Here is a 14,621-nt window from a genome sequence, read left to right on the forward strand (position 1 = left end):
CCGCCAAACAGGGAAGGGCCCCAGGCCTTTCCGGGAGTGTTGAATGAGCAAGTCGGGCACAACCGATTCCAAGAACACACTGTACTGCTCTTTCTGCGGAAAGTCGCAGCACGAGGTGCGGAAGCTGATTGCGGGTCCGACCGTGTTCATCTGCGATGAATGCGTCGAGCTGTGCATGGACATCATTCGCGAGGAGAGCAAGAGCACTCTGGTCAAGTCGACCGAAGGCGTTCCGACCCCGCGCGACATCTGCAATGTTCTTGATGACTACGTCATCGGCCAGGATACGGCGAAACGGGTTCTCTCGGTCGCCGTCCACAACCATTACAAGCGCCTGAACCACGCGGCCAAGAACGCGGATGTGGAGCTCGCCAAGTCCAACATCCTGCTCATCGGCCCCACCGGCTGCGGCAAGACGCTGCTCGCGCAGACCCTTGCGCGCATCATCGACGTGCCCTTCACCATGGCGGACGCCACCACGCTGACCGAGGCCGGCTACGTGGGCGAGGATGTGGAGAACATCATCCTCAAGCTGCTGCAGTCCGCGGAATACAACGTGGAGCGGGCGCAGCGCGGCATCGTCTACATCGACGAGGTCGACAAGATCTCCCGCAAGTCCGACAACCCGTCCATCACCCGGGACGTGTCGGGCGAGGGCGTTCAGCAGGCGCTGCTCAAGATCATGGAAGGCACCGTGGCCTCCGTGCCGCCGCAGGGCGGGCGCAAGCATCCGCAGCAGGAGTTCCTGCAGGTGGACACCACGAACATCCTGTTCATCTGCGGCGGCGCCTTCGCCGGGCTGGACCGGATCATCTCCCAGCGCAACAAGGGCACCGCGATGGGCTTCGGCGCCGATGTGAAGTCGAGCGAGGATCGCCGCGTGGGCGAGCTCTTCGCCGAGCTGGAGCCGGAGGACCTGCTGAAGTTCGGCCTGATCCCTGAGTTCGTCGGCCGTCTGCCGGTCATCGCGACCCTCACGGATCTCGACGAGGATGCGCTGATCACCATCCTCACCGAGCCGAAGAACGCGCTGATCAAGCAGTACCAGCGCCTGTTCGAGATGGAGGACACCAAGCTCACCTTCACGACCGAGGCGCTGCGGGCCATCGCGCGCCGCGCCATCGATCGCAAGACCGGTGCACGCGGGCTGCGCTCCATCCTCGAGGACGTGTTGCTCGACTCGATGTTCGAGCTTCCCGGCCGCGAGGGGCTCGAGGAAGTGGTGGTCAACGAAGAGGCGATCCGCGGCGAGGCCAAACCCATGCTGGTCTACTCCGAGCAGCAGAGCAGCGGAAAACCGGCGTCAGCCTCCTGATGGAGGCTGGCTTTCGGCCGCGGCAGGGGGCATAAGCCTCGCACAACCACCCACGGAGCGTCGAGATGAGCATGCTTGCGCAGATTTTCACCTGGTGGAACGGCCAGACCGTCGGAACCCGCCTGTCCACCTGGCGGTCCGGCGAGCGGGTCGGAACCGACGATCAGGGCAACATCTTCTACCAGAGCGGCGGCGGCAAACGCCGCTGGGTGATCTTCAACGGCCCGGTGGAGGCGTCGCGCGTCTCGCCGGACTGGCATGGCTGGCTGCACCACACCTATGACGAGCCGCCCACCGAAGCGCCGCTCAAGCACAAGCCCTGGGAAAAGCCGCATGTGCCCAACATGACCGGAACCGAGCTTGCGTATCACCCTCCGGGCAGCATCCTCACACCGAATCCGGTGCGCCGGGCTGAGTACGAAGCCTGGGCGCCGGAGGGCTGACATGGCCAATTCAGCAGCTGAAACGCTGATTGGCGCCGTGGTGCTGATCGCGGCAGGGGGCTTTCTGGCCTTCGCCGCACAGAATGCCGATTTCGGGCGCGGAGGCGGCTACGAGGTGGTGGCGAAGTTCCGCAAGGCCGGCGGGCTCAACGTGGGCTCCGACGTGCGGGTGTCCGGGGTCAAGGTCGGCACGGTCACCGGCATCGACCTCGATCCCAAGACCTTCCAGGCCGTCGCCCATCTCTCGGTGACGGGCGACGTGCAGCTGCCCGAGGATTCGGATGCGAAGATCGATGCCGAGGGCATCCTGGGCGGCAATTACATTGCCATCACGCCGGGAGCCTCGGAGTTCATGCTGAAGCCGGGCGGCGAGATCACCATGACCCAGGGGTCGGTTTCCCTCATCGACCTGCTGCTGAAATTCGGCGGCGGCAGCAGCGCCAACTGACGAAGCCGCGGGCGGGGCACCGCCCGCGCCTCCGGCCTCATTCCGGGACAGACAGCCGTGTTTCATCTCCCATCCCGCGCATCGGGCGCGCGCCTCGCGCTGATTGCTGCGCTCATCGCGGCGCCGCTTGCCGGTGTCCGTGCGCAGACGATCCAGGTCACGCCGCTCGATGACCTCCCCTCGGAGTCGGCGCAGGGCGCGCCCGCGGCCGATGGGCAGCAGGCCGCGCCTGACGCGGTGACCGAGGGGCGGGCGAAGACCCGCGAGCTCACCAACGAGATCCCCGACGTGCGCCCGCCGGTAACCAGCGTGCCCACCGACATCGCGGTGCTGCGCGGGCTGGACAAGATGACCGGCGAGATCAGCACCTTCGAGATGCATGTGGGCGAGGAGCGCGCGTACAAGCGCCTCGACCTCACGCTGGAGGCCTGCCGCCGCCCGGCGCCCGGCGAGAAGGAAGACGCCTACGCCTGGCTGCAGATCCGCGACAAGCGCGAGGAGCAGCCGGATTTCCATGGCTGGATGTTCGCGTCCAGCCCGGCGCTCTCGGCGCTGGACCACCCGCGCTACGATGTCTGGGTGCTGAGCTGCAAGACCGAGGCGGAAGAGGCGTCCACCGGCAGTTCCCAGAACTGAGCGGTGCGCATGAGGGCGGCGTCCAGCATCTCGTGGTAGGTGTCACGGCTCACCTCGACGGCGCCGAGCCGGGCGAGGTGGTCGGTCACGAACTGGGTGTCGAGCAGGGTGAACCCGCCGGCGCGCAGCCGCGCCACCAGCCACACCAGCGCGATCTTCGAGGCATCTGGGCGGTAGGAGAACATGCTCTCACCGAAGAAGGCCGCGCCCAGCCGCACGCCGTAGAGGCCGCCCGCAAGGCCCTGGTCGTCGTAAACCTCGATGGAATGCGCGTAGCCCATGCGGTGCAGCGTGATGAACAGGTCGCGGATTTCCGGGTTGATCCAGGTTTCCTCGCGCCCCGCGCAGCCGTCCAGCGTGGCGGAGAAATCCTCGTCGATGCCCACGCGGAACCGGCCGCGCCGGATGGTCCGGCGCAGGGAGGCCGAGACGTGAAGGGCGTCGAGCGGCAGGATCCCGCGCTGTTTCGGGTCCACCCAGAACAGGCTGGTGGCGCGGGCGGATTCGGCCATCGGGAAAACGCCGGCCGCGTAGGCGCGCAGCAGCAGCGTCGGGGTGATCTCGAGGGGGTCCTGCGGTTTCGACATGATCCTCAGACTGCCACAGAGCGTGGCCGCGTGCCAGATGATCTCGCGCATTCGGCGCATCCTTCGCGGGCTTGATCCCCGGCGCGCGGGAGGCCAGAGTGACGCCGCAATCGGAGGATCTTTCATGCAGTTTACCGTAATCGCCCGCGACGACACCGCCCCGGGCACCCTGGACCGTCGCATGGCGCATCGGCCGGAGCACCTGGAAGGCCTGTTCGCGGGCAAGAAGGACGGCTCGATCATCGACGGCGGCGCGATCATCGGCGAAGACGGCAACATGGCCGGCTCGGTGATGCTCTACGAGGCGGAGGACCGCGCGGCGCTCGACGCCCTTCTCGCGGCCGAGGTGTTCTACCGCGAGAAGGTGTGGAAGGACATCGAGATCATCCCGATCCGCCGGGTTCCCTGGCCGGAGTGAGCCGCAGGCGCCCGGGTCACACCGGCTCGGGCGCGCGCAGCGCCGCCTCCGCGGCCTGGCGGATGGCGCGGATATTGGCGCCGTACGGCGCCGGGTTCGCCACCGAGCCGCCGCGGAACACCGCGGAGCCTGCCACCAGCACATCCGCCCCCGCCGCGGCCACCAGCGGCGCGGTCTCGGGGGTTACCCCGCCGTCGATCTCGATGTGCACCGGGCGGTCGCCGAGCATTGCGCGCAGGCGGCGCACCTTGTCCACCTGGCTCGCGATGAAGCTCTGCCCGCCGAAGCCGGGGTTCACCGTCATCACGCAGACGAGGTCCACCGCGTCCAGCACGTAGTCGATGGCCTCCGCCGGGGTGGCGGGGTTCAGCGCCACGCCGGCCTTGCAGCCGAGGTTCCGTATTGCCTGAAGCGAGCGGTGCAGGTGCGGACCTGCCTCCGCATGCACGGTCAGGATGTCGGCCCCGGCCTCGGCGAAGGCCTCCAGATAGGGGTCGGCCGGCGCGATCATCAGGTGCACGTCCATCACGGTTTTCACATGCGGGCGCAGGGCCTTCACCATGGCGGGGCCGAAGGTGAGGTTGGGCACGAAATGCCCGTCCATCACGTCGACATGCACCCAGTCGGCGCCCAGGGCCTCGATCGCCGCGCATTCGGCGCCGAAGGCGGCGAAATCGGCCGAGAGGATGGAGGGTGCGATGCGGATCCGGTCAGTCATGGGGTCTCTCCTGGTCGAGCCCGCCGGAGAAGACGCGGCTGGCACGGATGTCCTCCTCCTCGATGGTCGAGAGGGCGGCGGCGTTCACCCGGCCTCCGGCCTCGAAAAGCCGGTTGGCCTGGCGCAGGCGGGCGCGGTCGAGCGCGTTCCTGAGCGAGCGGGCGTTGGCGAAATGCGGCTGGGCGCGCCGCAGGGATATGTACTCGGTCACGGCCGCGCGCGCGCCGGGCGAGAGGCGGTAGCTCTGCTCCTCCAGCATCCGCTCGGAGATGGTGAGCAACTCGGCGTCGGAGTAGTCGGGGAAGCCGATGTGATGGGCGATGCGGGAGCGGAAGCCGGGGTTCGAGCGGAAGAACAGGTCCATCCGGTCGGCGTAGCCGGCGAGGATCACCACGAGGTCGTCGCGGTTGTTCTCCATCACCTGCAGCAGGATCTCGATGGCTTCCTGGCCGTAGTCGCGCTCATTGTCGGGGCGGTAGAGGTAATAGGCCTCGTCGATGAACAGCACGCCGCCCATGGCCTTCTTCAGGATCTCCTTGGTCTTGGGCGCGGTGTGGCCGATGTACTGGCCCACCAGGTCGTCACGCGTGACGGAGATCAGGTGGCCCTTGCGCACGTAGCCCAGCCGGTGCAGCAGGCCCGCCATCTTCAGCGCCACCGTGGTCTTGCCGGTGCCGGGATTGCCGGTGAAGCACATGTGCAGGGTGGGCGTGTCCTGCGCGAGGCCGAGGCTGCGGCGCGCGCGGTCGACCAGCAAGAGGGCGGCGGTCTCGCGGATTCGGGCCTTCACCGGTTTCAGGCCGGTGAGCTCGCGGTCCAGCTCGGCCAGCACTTCGGCCACGCCGGAGCTTTCGAACTCGGCCCGCAGGTCTATATCCCCCGGGGGGGCGGTCTCGGCGGTGTCCAGGCTCATCGGGATCTCCTCTCGCAACAACGGACAGGGGGAGGCAGGCGCATGGAATTCGAGACGCTCGCGATGCTCGACCGGATGGAAACCCCGCTGGGCACGGCGGTGCTGCGGTTGTTCATCGCCGCACTTCTGGGCGGGGTGATCGGCATCGACCGGGAGGCGCGGCAGCACTCGGCCGGCCTGCGCACCCATATCCTCATCTGTCTCGCGGCCTGCCTGTTCACCCTCATCAGCGCCGAGCTCTTCGCGCGTTTCGCCGATGCGGGCGGCAACATGGACCCCACGCGCGTCATCGAGGCGGTGACGGCCGGGGTGGCCTTCCTCGCCGCGGGCACGATCATCCGCGGCGAGGGAGGGGTGAAGGGGCTCACGACCGGCGCGGGCATGTGGCTGGCGGGCGCCATCGGCTGCGCCACCGGGGTGGGGCTGTACCTGCTGGCCGTCATCGCCACGGTGCTCGCGGTCATCGTGCTCTCCCTCGTCAGGCTCTTCGAGCGGTGAGCGTGTAGTTCATCGTGCGCCCGCCCACCTCGGTGCGGGTCATGAGGAACGTCGGCTCCTGCGTGGGGCGGTTCACGATGAAGGACATGGTCACCGTCTCCAGCCCGCGGGTGTTGTCGAAGGCGTTGAGGCGGATGTAGGCCTCGGGGTGGGCCTTGCGGCAGTCCTCCAGCTCCATCATCACGCCCTTCGCGTCGCGCAGGTCGAACATCGGGTTGCCCCACATGTCCCAGTAGGTGTTCCGCGGGTGGGGGTCGTGGGTGTATTCCACGCCGATGGCCCAGTCCCGGCCGAGGCAGTATTCCACCTGGGCGGTGATCTGCTCGTCCGTGAGGTCGGGCAGGAAGGAAAAGCAGCCCTGGGTGATGCGCATGGTCTCTCTCCTTTTGGCGGGGGTTACAGGGCGGGGGTCATGTCGGGCACGAAGTCCGACGTGTCGGTGGGCGTGTAGTTGAAGGAGATGTTGCCCCAGGTATCGAGGGCGGCCTCCAGCGGCTTGCACCATTTCGCGGCGGCGCGGAGGATCTCCGGGCCCTCGGCTGCGATGTCGCGGCCCTCGTTGCGGGCGAGCACCATCGCCTCCAGCGCCACGCGGTTTGCCGTGGCTCCGGCCTGGATGCCCATCGGGTGGCCGATGGTGCCGCCGCCGAACTGCAGCACCACGTCATCGCCGAAGAGGTCCAGAAGCTGGTGCATCTGGCCGGCGTGGATGCCGCCCGAGGCCACCGGCATCACCTTGCGGATGTCCCCCCAGTCCTGCTCGAAGAAGATGCCGCGGGCGAGGTCCACCTCGTTGCGGATCTCGCGGCAGACGTTGTAGTAGCCCTGCACGGTGGGCGGGTCGCCCTCCAGCTTGCCCACGGCGGTGCCGCAGTGCAGGTGGTCCACCCCCGCCAGCCGCAGCCATTTCGCGATGACGCGGAAGGAGATGCCGTGGTTCTTCTGCCGGGTGTAGGTGCCGTGGCCGGCGCGGTGCATGTGCAGGATCATGTCGTTCTGCCGGCACCATTCGGAGATGGACTGGATGGCAGTGTAGCCGATGATGAGGTCGACCATCACGATCACCGATCCCAGTTCCTTCGCGAACTCGGCGCGGCGGTACATCTCCTCCATCGTGCCGGCGGTGATGTTGAGGTAATGGCCCTTCACCTCGCCGGTCTCGGCCTGGGCGCGGTTCACCGCCTCCATGCAGTAGAGGAACCGGTCGCGCCAGTGCATGAAGGGCTGCGAGTTGATGTTCTCGTCATCCTTCATGAAGTCGAGCCCGCCCTTCAGCCCCTCGTAGACCACGCGGCCGTAGTTCTTGCCCGACAGGCCCAGCTTGGGCTTCGTCGTGGCGCCCAGCAGCGGCTTGCCGAACTTGTCGAGCCGCTCGCGCTCGCCCACGATGCCGGTGGGCGGGCCCTTGAAGGTTTTCACATAGGCCACCGGCAGGCGCATGTCCTCCAGCCGCGCCGCCTTCAGGGGTTTGAAGGAGAACACGTTGCCGATGATCGAGGCGGTGAGGTTGGCGATGGAGCCTTCCTCGAACAGGATCAGGTCATAGGCGATGTAGACGAAATACTGCCCCGGCGTGCCCGGCACCTGGTCCACCCGGTAGGCCTTGGCGCGATACTGGTCGCAGGCGGTGAGCCGGTCGGTCCAGACCACGGTCCAGGTGGCGGTGGAGCTTTCGCCGGCCACGGCCGCGGCGGCCTCGATCGGGTCCACCCCCTCCTGCGGCGTGATGCGGAAGAGGGCGATCAGGTCAGTGTCCTTCGGGGTGTAATCACCGTCCCAGTAGCCCATCTGGGCATATTTCAGCACGCCGGCGCGGTAGCGTTCCTTGCCACGCAGTTCGGTTTTCTTGTCGTCGAGCATCTTGGCCTCCTTCAGGCTGCCTTGCGGGTGCGGGTTTCGGGGGCGAGCGCGCCGGATGCATAGGCGCGCGCCATGTCGTCCATCCCGACCACGCGGATGGCGTGCGCGTGGCCGGCGGTGCCGAAGGCCTCGAAGCGCTCGCGGCACAGGGCCTCGAGCTCGGCCATGGCGGGCACGAGGAACTTGCGGGGGTCGAACTCGGCGGCCGTCTCGGCGGCCACCTTTCGGAACTGCCCGGTCATCGCCATGCGGCAGTCGGTGTCGATGTTGACCTTGCGCACGCCCATGCGGATGCCGCGCACGATTTCGTCGACCGGCACGCCCCAGGTCTGGGGCATCTCGCCGCCATGGGCGTTGATGAGGTCCTGCAGCGCCTGGGGCACCGAGGAGGAGCCGTGCATCACCAGGTGGGTGGCGGGCAGGCGGGCGTGGATCTCCTCGATCACCGACATGGCGAGGATCTCGCCATCCGGCGCGCGGGTGAACTTGTAGGCGCCGTGGGAGGTGCCGCAGGCGATGGCGAGCGCGTCCACCCCGGTGCGGGTGACGAAATCCACCGCCTGGGCGGGGTCGGTGAGGAGCTGGTCGTGGCTGAGCTTGCCTTCCGCGCCCGAGCCGTCCTCCGCCGCGGCCTCGCCGCTCTCAAGGGAGCCGAGCACGCCCAGCTCGCCCTCCACCGAGGCGCCCACCCAATGTGCCATGCGCGCCACCCGCTCGGTGATGGCGAGGTTGTACTCGTAGCTCGCGGGCGTCTTCATGTCCTCCATCAGCGAGCCGTCCATCATCACCGAGGTGAAGCCGTGGCGGATGGCCGACATGCAGGTGGCCTCGTTGTTGCCATGGTCCTGGTGCAGGCAGATCGGGATGGCGGGGTACATCTCGGTGAGGGCGCTCACCATGTGGCGCAGCATGATGTCGCCGGCATAGGAGCGCGCGCCGCGCGAGGCCTGCAGGATCACCGGCGCGTCGCAGGTGGCCGCGGCGCGCAGGATGGCGAGGCCCTGCTCCATGTTGTTGATGTTGAAGGCGGGCACCCCGTAGCCATGCTCGGCGGCATGGTCGAGAAGCTGCCTCAGGGTGATGAGGGGCATTGCGGAGTCTCCTTCAGCTGCGGGTGAGCAGGGCGCGGGCGGCCTCGGCCACGCGCGCAGGGGTGAGGCCGAAATGGCGGTAGAGCTCGGGGGCGGGGCCGGAGGCGCCGAAGCCGGTCATGCCTGCGAAACCGCCCTCGCAGCCGATCAGCGCCTCCCAGCCCTGGCGCACCGCGGCCTCCACCCCGAGGCGCGGTGCGGTGCCCAGCACCTCGGCGCGGTAGGCCAGCGCCTCCTCCGCGAAGCGCTCGAAACAGGGGGCGGAGACCACGGCCACGCGCAGCCCCTCCGCCTCCAGCAGGTCCGCCGCATCGAGCGCGAGCGAGACCTCCGAGCCGGTGGCGATCAGCGTGAGGTCGCGCGGGCCGATGCTCTCGCGCAGCACGTAGGCGCCGCGGGCGGTGAGGTTCTCCGCCTCGTGGTGGCGCCGTACCGTGGGGAGGGACTGGCGCGAGAGGCAGAGCACCGAGGGCGTGCGGGCCGAGGTCATCGCCAGCTCCCAGGCCTCGGCGGTCTCCACCGCGTCGGCGGGGCGGTAGACGTGCAGGTTGGGCATGGCGCGCAGGCTGGCGATGGTCTCCACCGGCTGGTGGGTGGGGCCGTCCTCGCCCAGGCCGATGGAATCGTGCGTCATCACGTAAGCCACCGGCACGCCCATGAGCGCGGAGAGCCGGATGGCCGGGCGGCAGTAATCGGCGAAGGCGAGGAAGGTGCCGCCGTAGGGCTTCAGCCCGCCGTGCAGCGCCATGCCGTTCATCGCCGCCGCCATGCCGTGCTCGCGGATGCCGTAGTGGATGTAGCGGCCGGAGAAGTCCCCCGGGGTGACCGACGCCATGTCCGGCGTGCGGGTGTTGTTCGAACCGGTGAGATCGGCCGAGCCGCCCACCGTCTGGGGCAGGGTGGCGTTCACCACGCCGAGGGCGAGTTCCGAGGCCTTGCGGGTGGCATGTGCGGGGCGGGTTTCGCTGATGCCGGCCTTGAAGGCGCAGATGGCCTCACGCAGGGCGGCGGCGTCCACCGGCGCCCGGGCCTGTTCGAAGGCGGCGGCTTGCGGGGACGCGGCCAGCCGCGCCTCCCAGTCCGCGCGGGCCGCGGCGCCGCGCCGGGCCACGCGGCCCCAGGCCGCGCGCACCGGCCCGGGGATCACGAAGGGCGCGTGCGGCCAATCGAGCGCTGCGCGGGCGGCGGCGATCTCCTCCGCCCCCAGCGGCGCGCCATGCACCTTGTGCGAGCCGGCGAGCGTGGGCGCGCCCTGGCCGATCACCGTGCGGCAGGCCAGCAGCGAGGGGCGCGGGTCCGCCTTCGCGGCGGCGAGGGCGGCGTCGATCGCCTCGGGGTCATGCCCGTCCACCCGGGCCACGTGCCAGCCGAGGGCGGCGAAGCGCGCGCATTGGTCGGCGGAGGAGGAGAGCGAGACCGGCCCGTCGATGGTGATGCGGTTGTCATCCCACAGCACGATCAGCCGGCCGAGGCCGAGATGCCCGGCAAGGTCCGCCGCCTCGTGGGAGATGCCCTCCATCAGGCAGCCGTCACCGGCCATCACGAACGTATGGTGGTCCACCAGCCCGTCGCCGTAACGGGCGTTGAGCATGCGCTCGGCCAGCGCCATGCCGACGGCGGTGGCGATGCCCTGGCCAAGGGGGCCGGTGGTCATCTCGATGCCGCGCGCGTGGCCGTATTCCGGGTGGCCGGCAGTGCGGGCGCCGAGCTGGCGGAAGGCCTGCAGCTCCTCCAGCGTCATGTCCTCGAACCCCACCAGGTGGTGCAGCGCGTAGAGCAGCATCGAACCGTGCCCGGCCGAAAGCACGAAGCGGTCGCGGTCCGGCCAGTCCGGCCGAGATGGGTCCAGCCGGATGTGGCGGGCGAAGAGGACGGTCGCCACGTCCGCCATGCCCATGGGCATGCCGGGGTGGCCGGATTGCGCGGCCTCCACCGCGTCCATCGCGAGCACGCGCAGCGCGGTGGCCATGGCGGCCTCGGCGGCGGCGGGCGGGGCGATCTTCTCCATTGTGGTCATGGCTTGGGTCTCCTTTCAGGCCCGGCGCGCCTGGTCGACCAGCCGCAGGATGAGCGGCGTGAGGATCAGCTGCATCGCGAGGTCGAGCTTGTTGCCGGGGATGACGATGGAATTCGCGCGGCTCATCCAGGAGCCGTGGATCATCTGGGTGAGGTAGGCGAAATCGATGCCGCGCGGGCTGCGGAAGCGGATCACCACCAGGCTCTCGTCCGCGGTGGGGATCCAGCGGGCGATGAACGGGTTCGAGGTGTCGACCACCGGCACGCGCTGGAAGTTGATGTCCGTCTCGGTGAACTGCGGGCAGATCACGTGGGCATAGGCGTGCATGCGGCGCAGGATGGTGTCGGTGACCGCCTCCGTGGTGTAGCCGCGCATCGCCCGGTCCCGGTGGATCTTCTGGATCCATTCGAGGTTGATCACCGGCACCACGCCGATCTTGAGGTCGGCCTCGCCGGCGATGTCGAGCGTGTCGGTCTTCACCGCGCCGTGCAGCCCCTCGTAGAACAGGAGGTCCGAGCCGTCCTCGAAGGGCGCCCAGGGAGTGAACGCCCCCGGCGGCGTGCCCCAGCGCGCGGCCTCCGCCTCATCGTGCACGTAGTGGCGGGTGCGGCCGGTGCCGGTCTCGCCATAGGTGCGGAAGATGGTCTGCAGCTCGTCCAGCACGTTGGCCTCCAGGCTGAAATGGCTGAAGGTCTCGTCGCCGGCGGCGAGGCGCGCGGCCAGCTCGGCCTTCATCTCGGCGCGGTTGAAGCGGTGGAAGGCGTCGCCCTCGATGGTGACCGGGGTGATGCCTTCGCGCCGGAAGATCTGGTCGAAGGTGTGCTTCACCGTGGTTGTGCCCGCGCCGGAGGAGCCGGTGACCGAGATGATGGGATGTTTTCTGCTCATGATGCTTTCGCCCTTCAGGTCTTGAACAGGCCGCGGATGCCGAAGAGCGGCGAGATCTCGGCCTCCGGCAGGTCGTGGTAGGCGGCCACGCGGGCCACCTTCTCGGCGCTGCCGAACACGAAGGGGGTGCGGGCATGCAGGCCGGAGGCGGCGCGTGACAGGATCGGGTCCGCGCCGTCGGTCGCGCGTCCGCCCGCCTGTTCCATCAGGAAGGCGATGGGCGCGCATTCGTAGACCAGCCGCAGCCGGCCGTGCTGGTAGCCGGGGCGCGCGTCCGCGGGGTAGAGGAAGATGCCGCCGCGCATCAGGATGCGGTGCGTCTCGGCCACCAGAGAGGCGATCCAGCGCATGTTGTAGTCCCGCCCCAGGGGCCCCGCCGCGCCGGACAGGCAATCGTCGACATAGGCGCGCACCGGCTTGGACCAGTGGCGGAAATTCGAGGCGTTGATGGCGAATTCCGAGGCGCGCGGCGGCACGCGCACCCGGTCGTTCACCAGGCCGAAGCGGCCGGTGCCCGGGTCCAGCACGTAGTGGCTCACGCCGGCGCCCCAGGTCAGCAGCAGCGCGGTCTGCGGGCCGTAGATCACGTAGCCCGCGGCAAGCTGGCCATCGGCGGGGGCGAGGAAGCTCTCCTCCGGGCTCGCCTGCGCGGCGCGGATCGAGAAGATCGTGCCGATGGAGACGTTCACGTCGATGTTGGAGGAGCCGTCCAGCGGGTCGATGGCGAGCGCGAGGGTGCCGCTCGGGTCGATTTCAGTGACACCCTCGCGCTCTTCGGACACCAGCCAGCGCACGCCCGTGCCGGGGAGGCAGGCAGCGAACGCGTCATCGGCGATCATGTCGAGCGCCTTCTGGCCGTCTCCGTCCGAATTGCGCCCCACCGCGGCCCCCAGGGAAGAGGAGAGGCCGCCGCGGGCGATCAGCCGGGAGACCTCGACCGCCACCCCGCCCAGGGCGCCGATCAGCCCGGCCACAACGGGGTCGGCCCCGGTGAGCAGCAGATGCTCGTGCAAGCTGGTGATGTGGGTCATGGTTCCTTCCCGGCTGCGTCTTGAGTGCGCAATAATGTTTCAGTGCGGGAAGCCGTGGCGAAATGGAATTGAAAAAAAATGTGGATGCGTTAAGAAAAATTATGGCTCATGAAAACGCGATCACCCTCAAGCAGCTCCGGGCTCTCGCGGCCATCGTGGAGGCGGGAACGCTTACCGCGGCGGCGCAGACACTTAGTGTCACGGCGCCCGCCGTCTCAACCCAGCTGCGCACGCTGGAGGCGCATCTGGACGTGCGTCTGCTGCACCGCAACGAGGGTGGGCCGGCGCTGCCGACCCCGGAAGGGCGGGAGATCCTGCTTGCGGTGTCAGAGGTGGAAAGCGTTCTGGAACGCTGCTTTGCCCGCATCGCCGCCATCCGCGCCGGCAAGGCCGGGCGCGTGGCGCTGGGGGTGGTGAGCACGGGGAAATACTTCGCGCCCGGCATCGTTGCTGCGGCGCGGCGGGCCTTGCCGGACATCGAGGTGGGGCTGATCGTGGGCAACCGCGGCGAGGTGATCGAGGCGCTGCGGCGGCGGGCGATCGACCTCGCGATCATGGGCCGCCCCCCCCGGGAACCGGCGGTGGAGGCCGCCGTGCTGGGCCCGCATCCGCATGTTCTGATCGCCCCGCCCGAGCACCCGCTGGCCGGGCGCTGCGACATTACGCCCGAGGCGCTGCTGGCCGAGACCTTCCTGGTGCGGGAACCGGGTTCGGGCACGCGGATCCTCGCCGAGCGAATCCTTGATCGGATCGGCGACGGCCAGCCCTATGACACGGTGGAGATGAACAGCAACGAGACCATCAAGCAGGCGGTGATCGCCGGGCTGGGCGTGGCGATCATCTCCCGCCACACGGTGCTGCATGAGCTGGACGCCGGCCGTCTGGTGACACTGGCCTTCGCCGGCCTGCCCATCGAGCGGCAATGGTTTCTCATCCACCGCGCCGGGGTTGCGCTGTCGCACACCGCGGCCGCGCTGCACCGCTTCATCCTGGACCAGAAGGGGCATATCCCGGGCTGACATCCGGCCCGTCTGCCCGGGGGCGCAGGGTCCTGGAGGAAGATGCATGCAAAATCATCGCAGAGGGGAGGATTTATGCATGTCAGGCAGGAAAGAAATTGACCGGTCCCGGCAGCGCGGTAACCTTGGCCCCCGCAACAATTGCAGAAAGGTAACGATTGCATGAATCATCCGGTTGCGGATCCGTGCAGGCTCAAGCTTGGTGCACTGTTCGACCAGTGCCACGCGCTCGTCTCCTCCGAGATGTTCCGGCGCATGACGGATGATCTGCGGGGCCTTGAGCTCTCCTTCAGCCAGATTCATGCGCTGATGCACTTGAACCGGCATGGCGGCGTGATCATCGCCGACCTGGCGGAGGCGGTGAAGCTCAGCTCCACGGCCGCGTCGCGGATGGTGGAGCGGATGGTGCGTGTGGGGCTGGTCCAGCGGCGCGAGAACCCCGTGGACCGCCGGCAGAAATACGTCGAGCTCACGCCCGCCGGCCTCGCGCATCTCAAGGAGCTGCGCAACTCCACCATCCAGATCTACTCGGAGCTTTTCGTGCATGTGCCCGATGCGGACGTGCTCAACCTCATCGACGCGCTGAACCGGACCTGCAGCCACATGCCGCTGTCGTGCTGCCTGGGACAATTCCAGCCCGCCGATCCGGAGGACTGACGCGCGAGGGGCCCGCGCCGTGCTGCGGGGCAGGGGCGGCCGCACCGCGCTTACGGCAGCCCCCGCGCCACGGGTTGCCGCC

Annotated in this window: 17 protein-coding genes; 8 read left to right on the top strand and 9 right to left on the bottom strand. The window is 68.7% G+C overall.

Annotated elements, in window-relative coordinates; all coding sequences use genetic code 11:
- Positions 1–43: 43 nt before the first annotated feature.
- The 4 genes from clpX to FDP22_RS13870 all read left to right on the top strand — a co-directional run bounded on the left by clpX (position 44) and on the right by FDP22_RS13870 (position 2,842).
- Complete coding sequence (clpX, locus tag FDP22_RS13855) at positions 44–1,315, top strand: ATP-dependent Clp protease ATP-binding subunit ClpX (protein ID WP_138574538.1); 1,272 nt, start codon at positions 44–46, stop codon at positions 1,313–1,315.
- A 65-nt stretch (positions 1,316–1,380) separates the two neighbouring features.
- Positions 1,381–1,758 carry an NADH:ubiquinone oxidoreductase subunit NDUFA12 gene (locus FDP22_RS13860; RefSeq protein WP_138574540.1) on the top strand — a complete coding sequence of 126 codons (378 nt, stop codon included), beginning with the start codon at positions 1,381–1,383 and terminating at the stop codon, positions 1,756–1,758.
- 1 nt (position 1,759) lies between these two features.
- Entirely contained in the window at positions 1,760–2,206 is a 447-nt protein-coding gene (gene mlaD / locus FDP22_RS13865) for an outer membrane lipid asymmetry maintenance protein MlaD (RefSeq protein ID WP_138574542.1), read from the top strand.
- Positions 2,207–2,263: 57 nt separating this feature from the next.
- Positions 2,264–2,842, top strand: coding sequence for a DUF2155 domain-containing protein (locus tag FDP22_RS13870; protein ID WP_138574544.1), 579 nt, complete (start codon positions 2,264–2,266; stop codon positions 2,840–2,842).
- On the opposite strand, the gene aat is transcribed toward FDP22_RS13870, so the two are convergent.
- Positions 2,773–3,429, bottom strand: coding sequence for a leucyl/phenylalanyl-tRNA--protein transferase (gene aat, locus FDP22_RS13875; protein ID WP_138574797.1), 657 nt, complete (start codon positions 3,427–3,429; stop codon positions 2,773–2,775). The genes FDP22_RS13870 and aat overlap by 70 nt on opposite strands.
- 124 nt (positions 3,430–3,553) lie before the next feature.
- Between aat and FDP22_RS13880 the strand changes: the two genes are divergently transcribed.
- On the top strand, positions 3,554–3,847 hold the full coding sequence (locus tag FDP22_RS13880; RefSeq protein WP_138574546.1) for a YciI family protein: 294 nt from the start codon (positions 3,554–3,556) through the stop codon (positions 3,845–3,847).
- A 16-nt stretch (positions 3,848–3,863) separates the two neighbouring features.
- Here FDP22_RS13880 and rpe read toward each other — a convergent pair whose 3' ends face one another.
- Entirely contained in the window at positions 3,864–4,565 is a 702-nt protein-coding gene (gene rpe, locus FDP22_RS13885) for a ribulose-phosphate 3-epimerase (protein WP_138574548.1), read from the bottom strand.
- Positions 4,558–5,472 carry a CbbX protein gene (cbbX, locus tag FDP22_RS13890; RefSeq protein WP_138574799.1) on the bottom strand — a complete coding sequence of 305 codons (915 nt, stop codon included), beginning with the start codon at positions 5,470–5,472 and terminating at the stop codon, positions 4,558–4,560. Before cbbX ends, rpe begins: the two co-directional genes overlap by 8 nt.
- Before the next feature lie 48 nt (positions 5,473–5,520).
- Between cbbX and FDP22_RS13895 the strand changes: the two genes are divergently transcribed.
- Positions 5,521–5,976, top strand: a complete 456-nt coding sequence (locus tag FDP22_RS13895) for an MgtC/SapB family protein (RefSeq protein WP_138574550.1) — start codon at positions 5,521–5,523, stop codon at positions 5,974–5,976.
- On the opposite strand, the gene FDP22_RS13900 is transcribed toward FDP22_RS13895, so the two are convergent.
- From FDP22_RS13900 to FDP22_RS13925, 6 genes are read right to left on the bottom strand one after another with little or no spacing between them, the layout of a single operon-like run.
- Positions 5,957–6,349: a ribulose bisphosphate carboxylase small subunit gene (locus FDP22_RS13900; protein WP_138574552.1), complete on the bottom strand. Its 393-nt coding sequence runs from the start codon at positions 6,347–6,349 to the stop codon at positions 5,957–5,959. The genes FDP22_RS13895 and FDP22_RS13900 overlap by 20 nt on opposite strands.
- A gap of 23 nt (positions 6,350–6,372) precedes the next feature.
- On the bottom strand, positions 6,373–7,836 hold the full coding sequence (locus FDP22_RS13905; protein WP_138574554.1) for a form I ribulose bisphosphate carboxylase large subunit: 1,464 nt from the start codon (positions 7,834–7,836) through the stop codon (positions 6,373–6,375).
- Positions 7,837–7,847: 11 nt separating this feature from the next.
- Positions 7,848–8,927, bottom strand: a complete 1,080-nt coding sequence (fba, locus tag FDP22_RS13910; RefSeq protein WP_138574556.1) for a class II fructose-bisphosphate aldolase — start codon at positions 8,925–8,927, stop codon at positions 7,848–7,850.
- Positions 8,928–8,940: 13 nt separating this feature from the next.
- Complete coding sequence (gene tkt / locus FDP22_RS13915; protein WP_430225494.1) at positions 8,941–10,944, bottom strand: transketolase; 2,004 nt, start codon at positions 10,942–10,944, stop codon at positions 8,941–8,943.
- Positions 10,945–10,959: 15 nt separating this feature from the next.
- Positions 10,960–11,832 carry a phosphoribulokinase gene (locus FDP22_RS13920; RefSeq protein ID WP_138574558.1) on the bottom strand — a complete coding sequence of 291 codons (873 nt, stop codon included), beginning with the start codon at positions 11,830–11,832 and terminating at the stop codon, positions 10,960–10,962.
- Positions 11,833–11,846: 14 nt separating this feature from the next.
- Positions 11,847–12,863 (bottom strand): class 1 fructose-bisphosphatase, encoded by a 1,017-nt coding sequence (locus FDP22_RS13925; protein ID WP_138574560.1) that lies wholly within the window; start codon positions 12,861–12,863, stop codon positions 11,847–11,849.
- A gap of 101 nt (positions 12,864–12,964) precedes the next feature.
- Here FDP22_RS13925 and FDP22_RS13930 point away from each other — a divergent pair, with 101 nt between their 5' ends.
- Positions 12,965–13,882, top strand: coding sequence for a LysR family transcriptional regulator (locus FDP22_RS13930; protein WP_138574562.1), 918 nt, complete (start codon positions 12,965–12,967; stop codon positions 13,880–13,882).
- Positions 13,883–14,044: 162 nt separating this feature from the next.
- Positions 14,045–14,539 carry a MarR family winged helix-turn-helix transcriptional regulator gene (locus tag FDP22_RS13935; protein ID WP_138574564.1) on the top strand — a complete coding sequence of 165 codons (495 nt, stop codon included), beginning with the start codon at positions 14,045–14,047 and terminating at the stop codon, positions 14,537–14,539.
- Positions 14,540–14,621 lie beyond the last annotated feature (82 nt).

Source organism: Paroceanicella profunda (genome assembly GCF_005887635.2).
Taxonomy (GTDB): domain Bacteria; phylum Pseudomonadota; class Alphaproteobacteria; order Rhodobacterales; family Rhodobacteraceae; genus Paroceanicella; species Paroceanicella profunda.

What these genes read in the sequence shown, in the direction of transcription:
- clpX (WP_138574538.1), top strand. Translation starts at nt 44, where the DNA reads ATGAGCAAGTCGGGCACAACCGATTCCAAGAACACACTGTACTGCTCT.
- FDP22_RS13860 (WP_138574540.1), top strand. Translation starts at nt 1,381, where the DNA reads ATGAGCATGCTTGCGCAGATTTTCACCTGGTGGAACGGCCAGACCGTC.
- mlaD (WP_138574542.1), top strand. Translation starts at nt 1,760, where the DNA reads ATGGCCAATTCAGCAGCTGAAACGCTGATTGGCGCCGTGGTGCTGATC.
- aat (WP_138574797.1), bottom strand. Translation starts at nt 3,429, where the DNA reads ATGTCGAAACCGCAGGACCCCCTCGAGATCACCCCGACGCTGCTGCTG.
- FDP22_RS13880 (WP_138574546.1), top strand. Translation starts at nt 3,554, where the DNA reads ATGCAGTTTACCGTAATCGCCCGCGACGACACCGCCCCGGGCACCCTG.
- rpe (WP_138574548.1), bottom strand. Translation starts at nt 4,565, where the DNA reads ATGACTGACCGGATCCGCATCGCACCCTCCATCCTCTCGGCCGATTTC.
- FDP22_RS13895 (WP_138574550.1), top strand. Translation starts at nt 5,521, where the DNA reads ATGGAATTCGAGACGCTCGCGATGCTCGACCGGATGGAAACCCCGCTG.
- FDP22_RS13900 (WP_138574552.1), bottom strand. Translation starts at nt 6,349, where the DNA reads ATGCGCATCACCCAGGGCTGCTTTTCCTTCCTGCCCGACCTCACGGAC.
- FDP22_RS13905 (WP_138574554.1), bottom strand. Translation starts at nt 7,836, where the DNA reads ATGCTCGACGACAAGAAAACCGAACTGCGTGGCAAGGAACGCTACCGC.
- fba (WP_138574556.1), bottom strand. Translation starts at nt 8,927, where the DNA reads ATGCCCCTCATCACCCTGAGGCAGCTTCTCGACCATGCCGCCGAGCAT.
- tkt (WP_430225494.1), bottom strand. Translation starts at nt 10,944, where the DNA reads ATGACCACAATGGAGAAGATCGCCCCGCCCGCCGCCGCCGAGGCCGCC.
- FDP22_RS13920 (WP_138574558.1), bottom strand. Translation starts at nt 11,832, where the DNA reads ATGAGCAGAAAACATCCCATCATCTCGGTCACCGGCTCCTCCGGCGCG.
- FDP22_RS13925 (WP_138574560.1), bottom strand. Translation starts at nt 12,863, where the DNA reads ATGACCCACATCACCAGCTTGCACGAGCATCTGCTGCTCACCGGGGCC.
- FDP22_RS13930 (WP_138574562.1), top strand. Translation starts at nt 12,965, where the DNA reads ATGGCTCATGAAAACGCGATCACCCTCAAGCAGCTCCGGGCTCTCGCG.
- FDP22_RS13935 (WP_138574564.1), top strand. Translation starts at nt 14,045, where the DNA reads ATGAATCATCCGGTTGCGGATCCGTGCAGGCTCAAGCTTGGTGCACTG.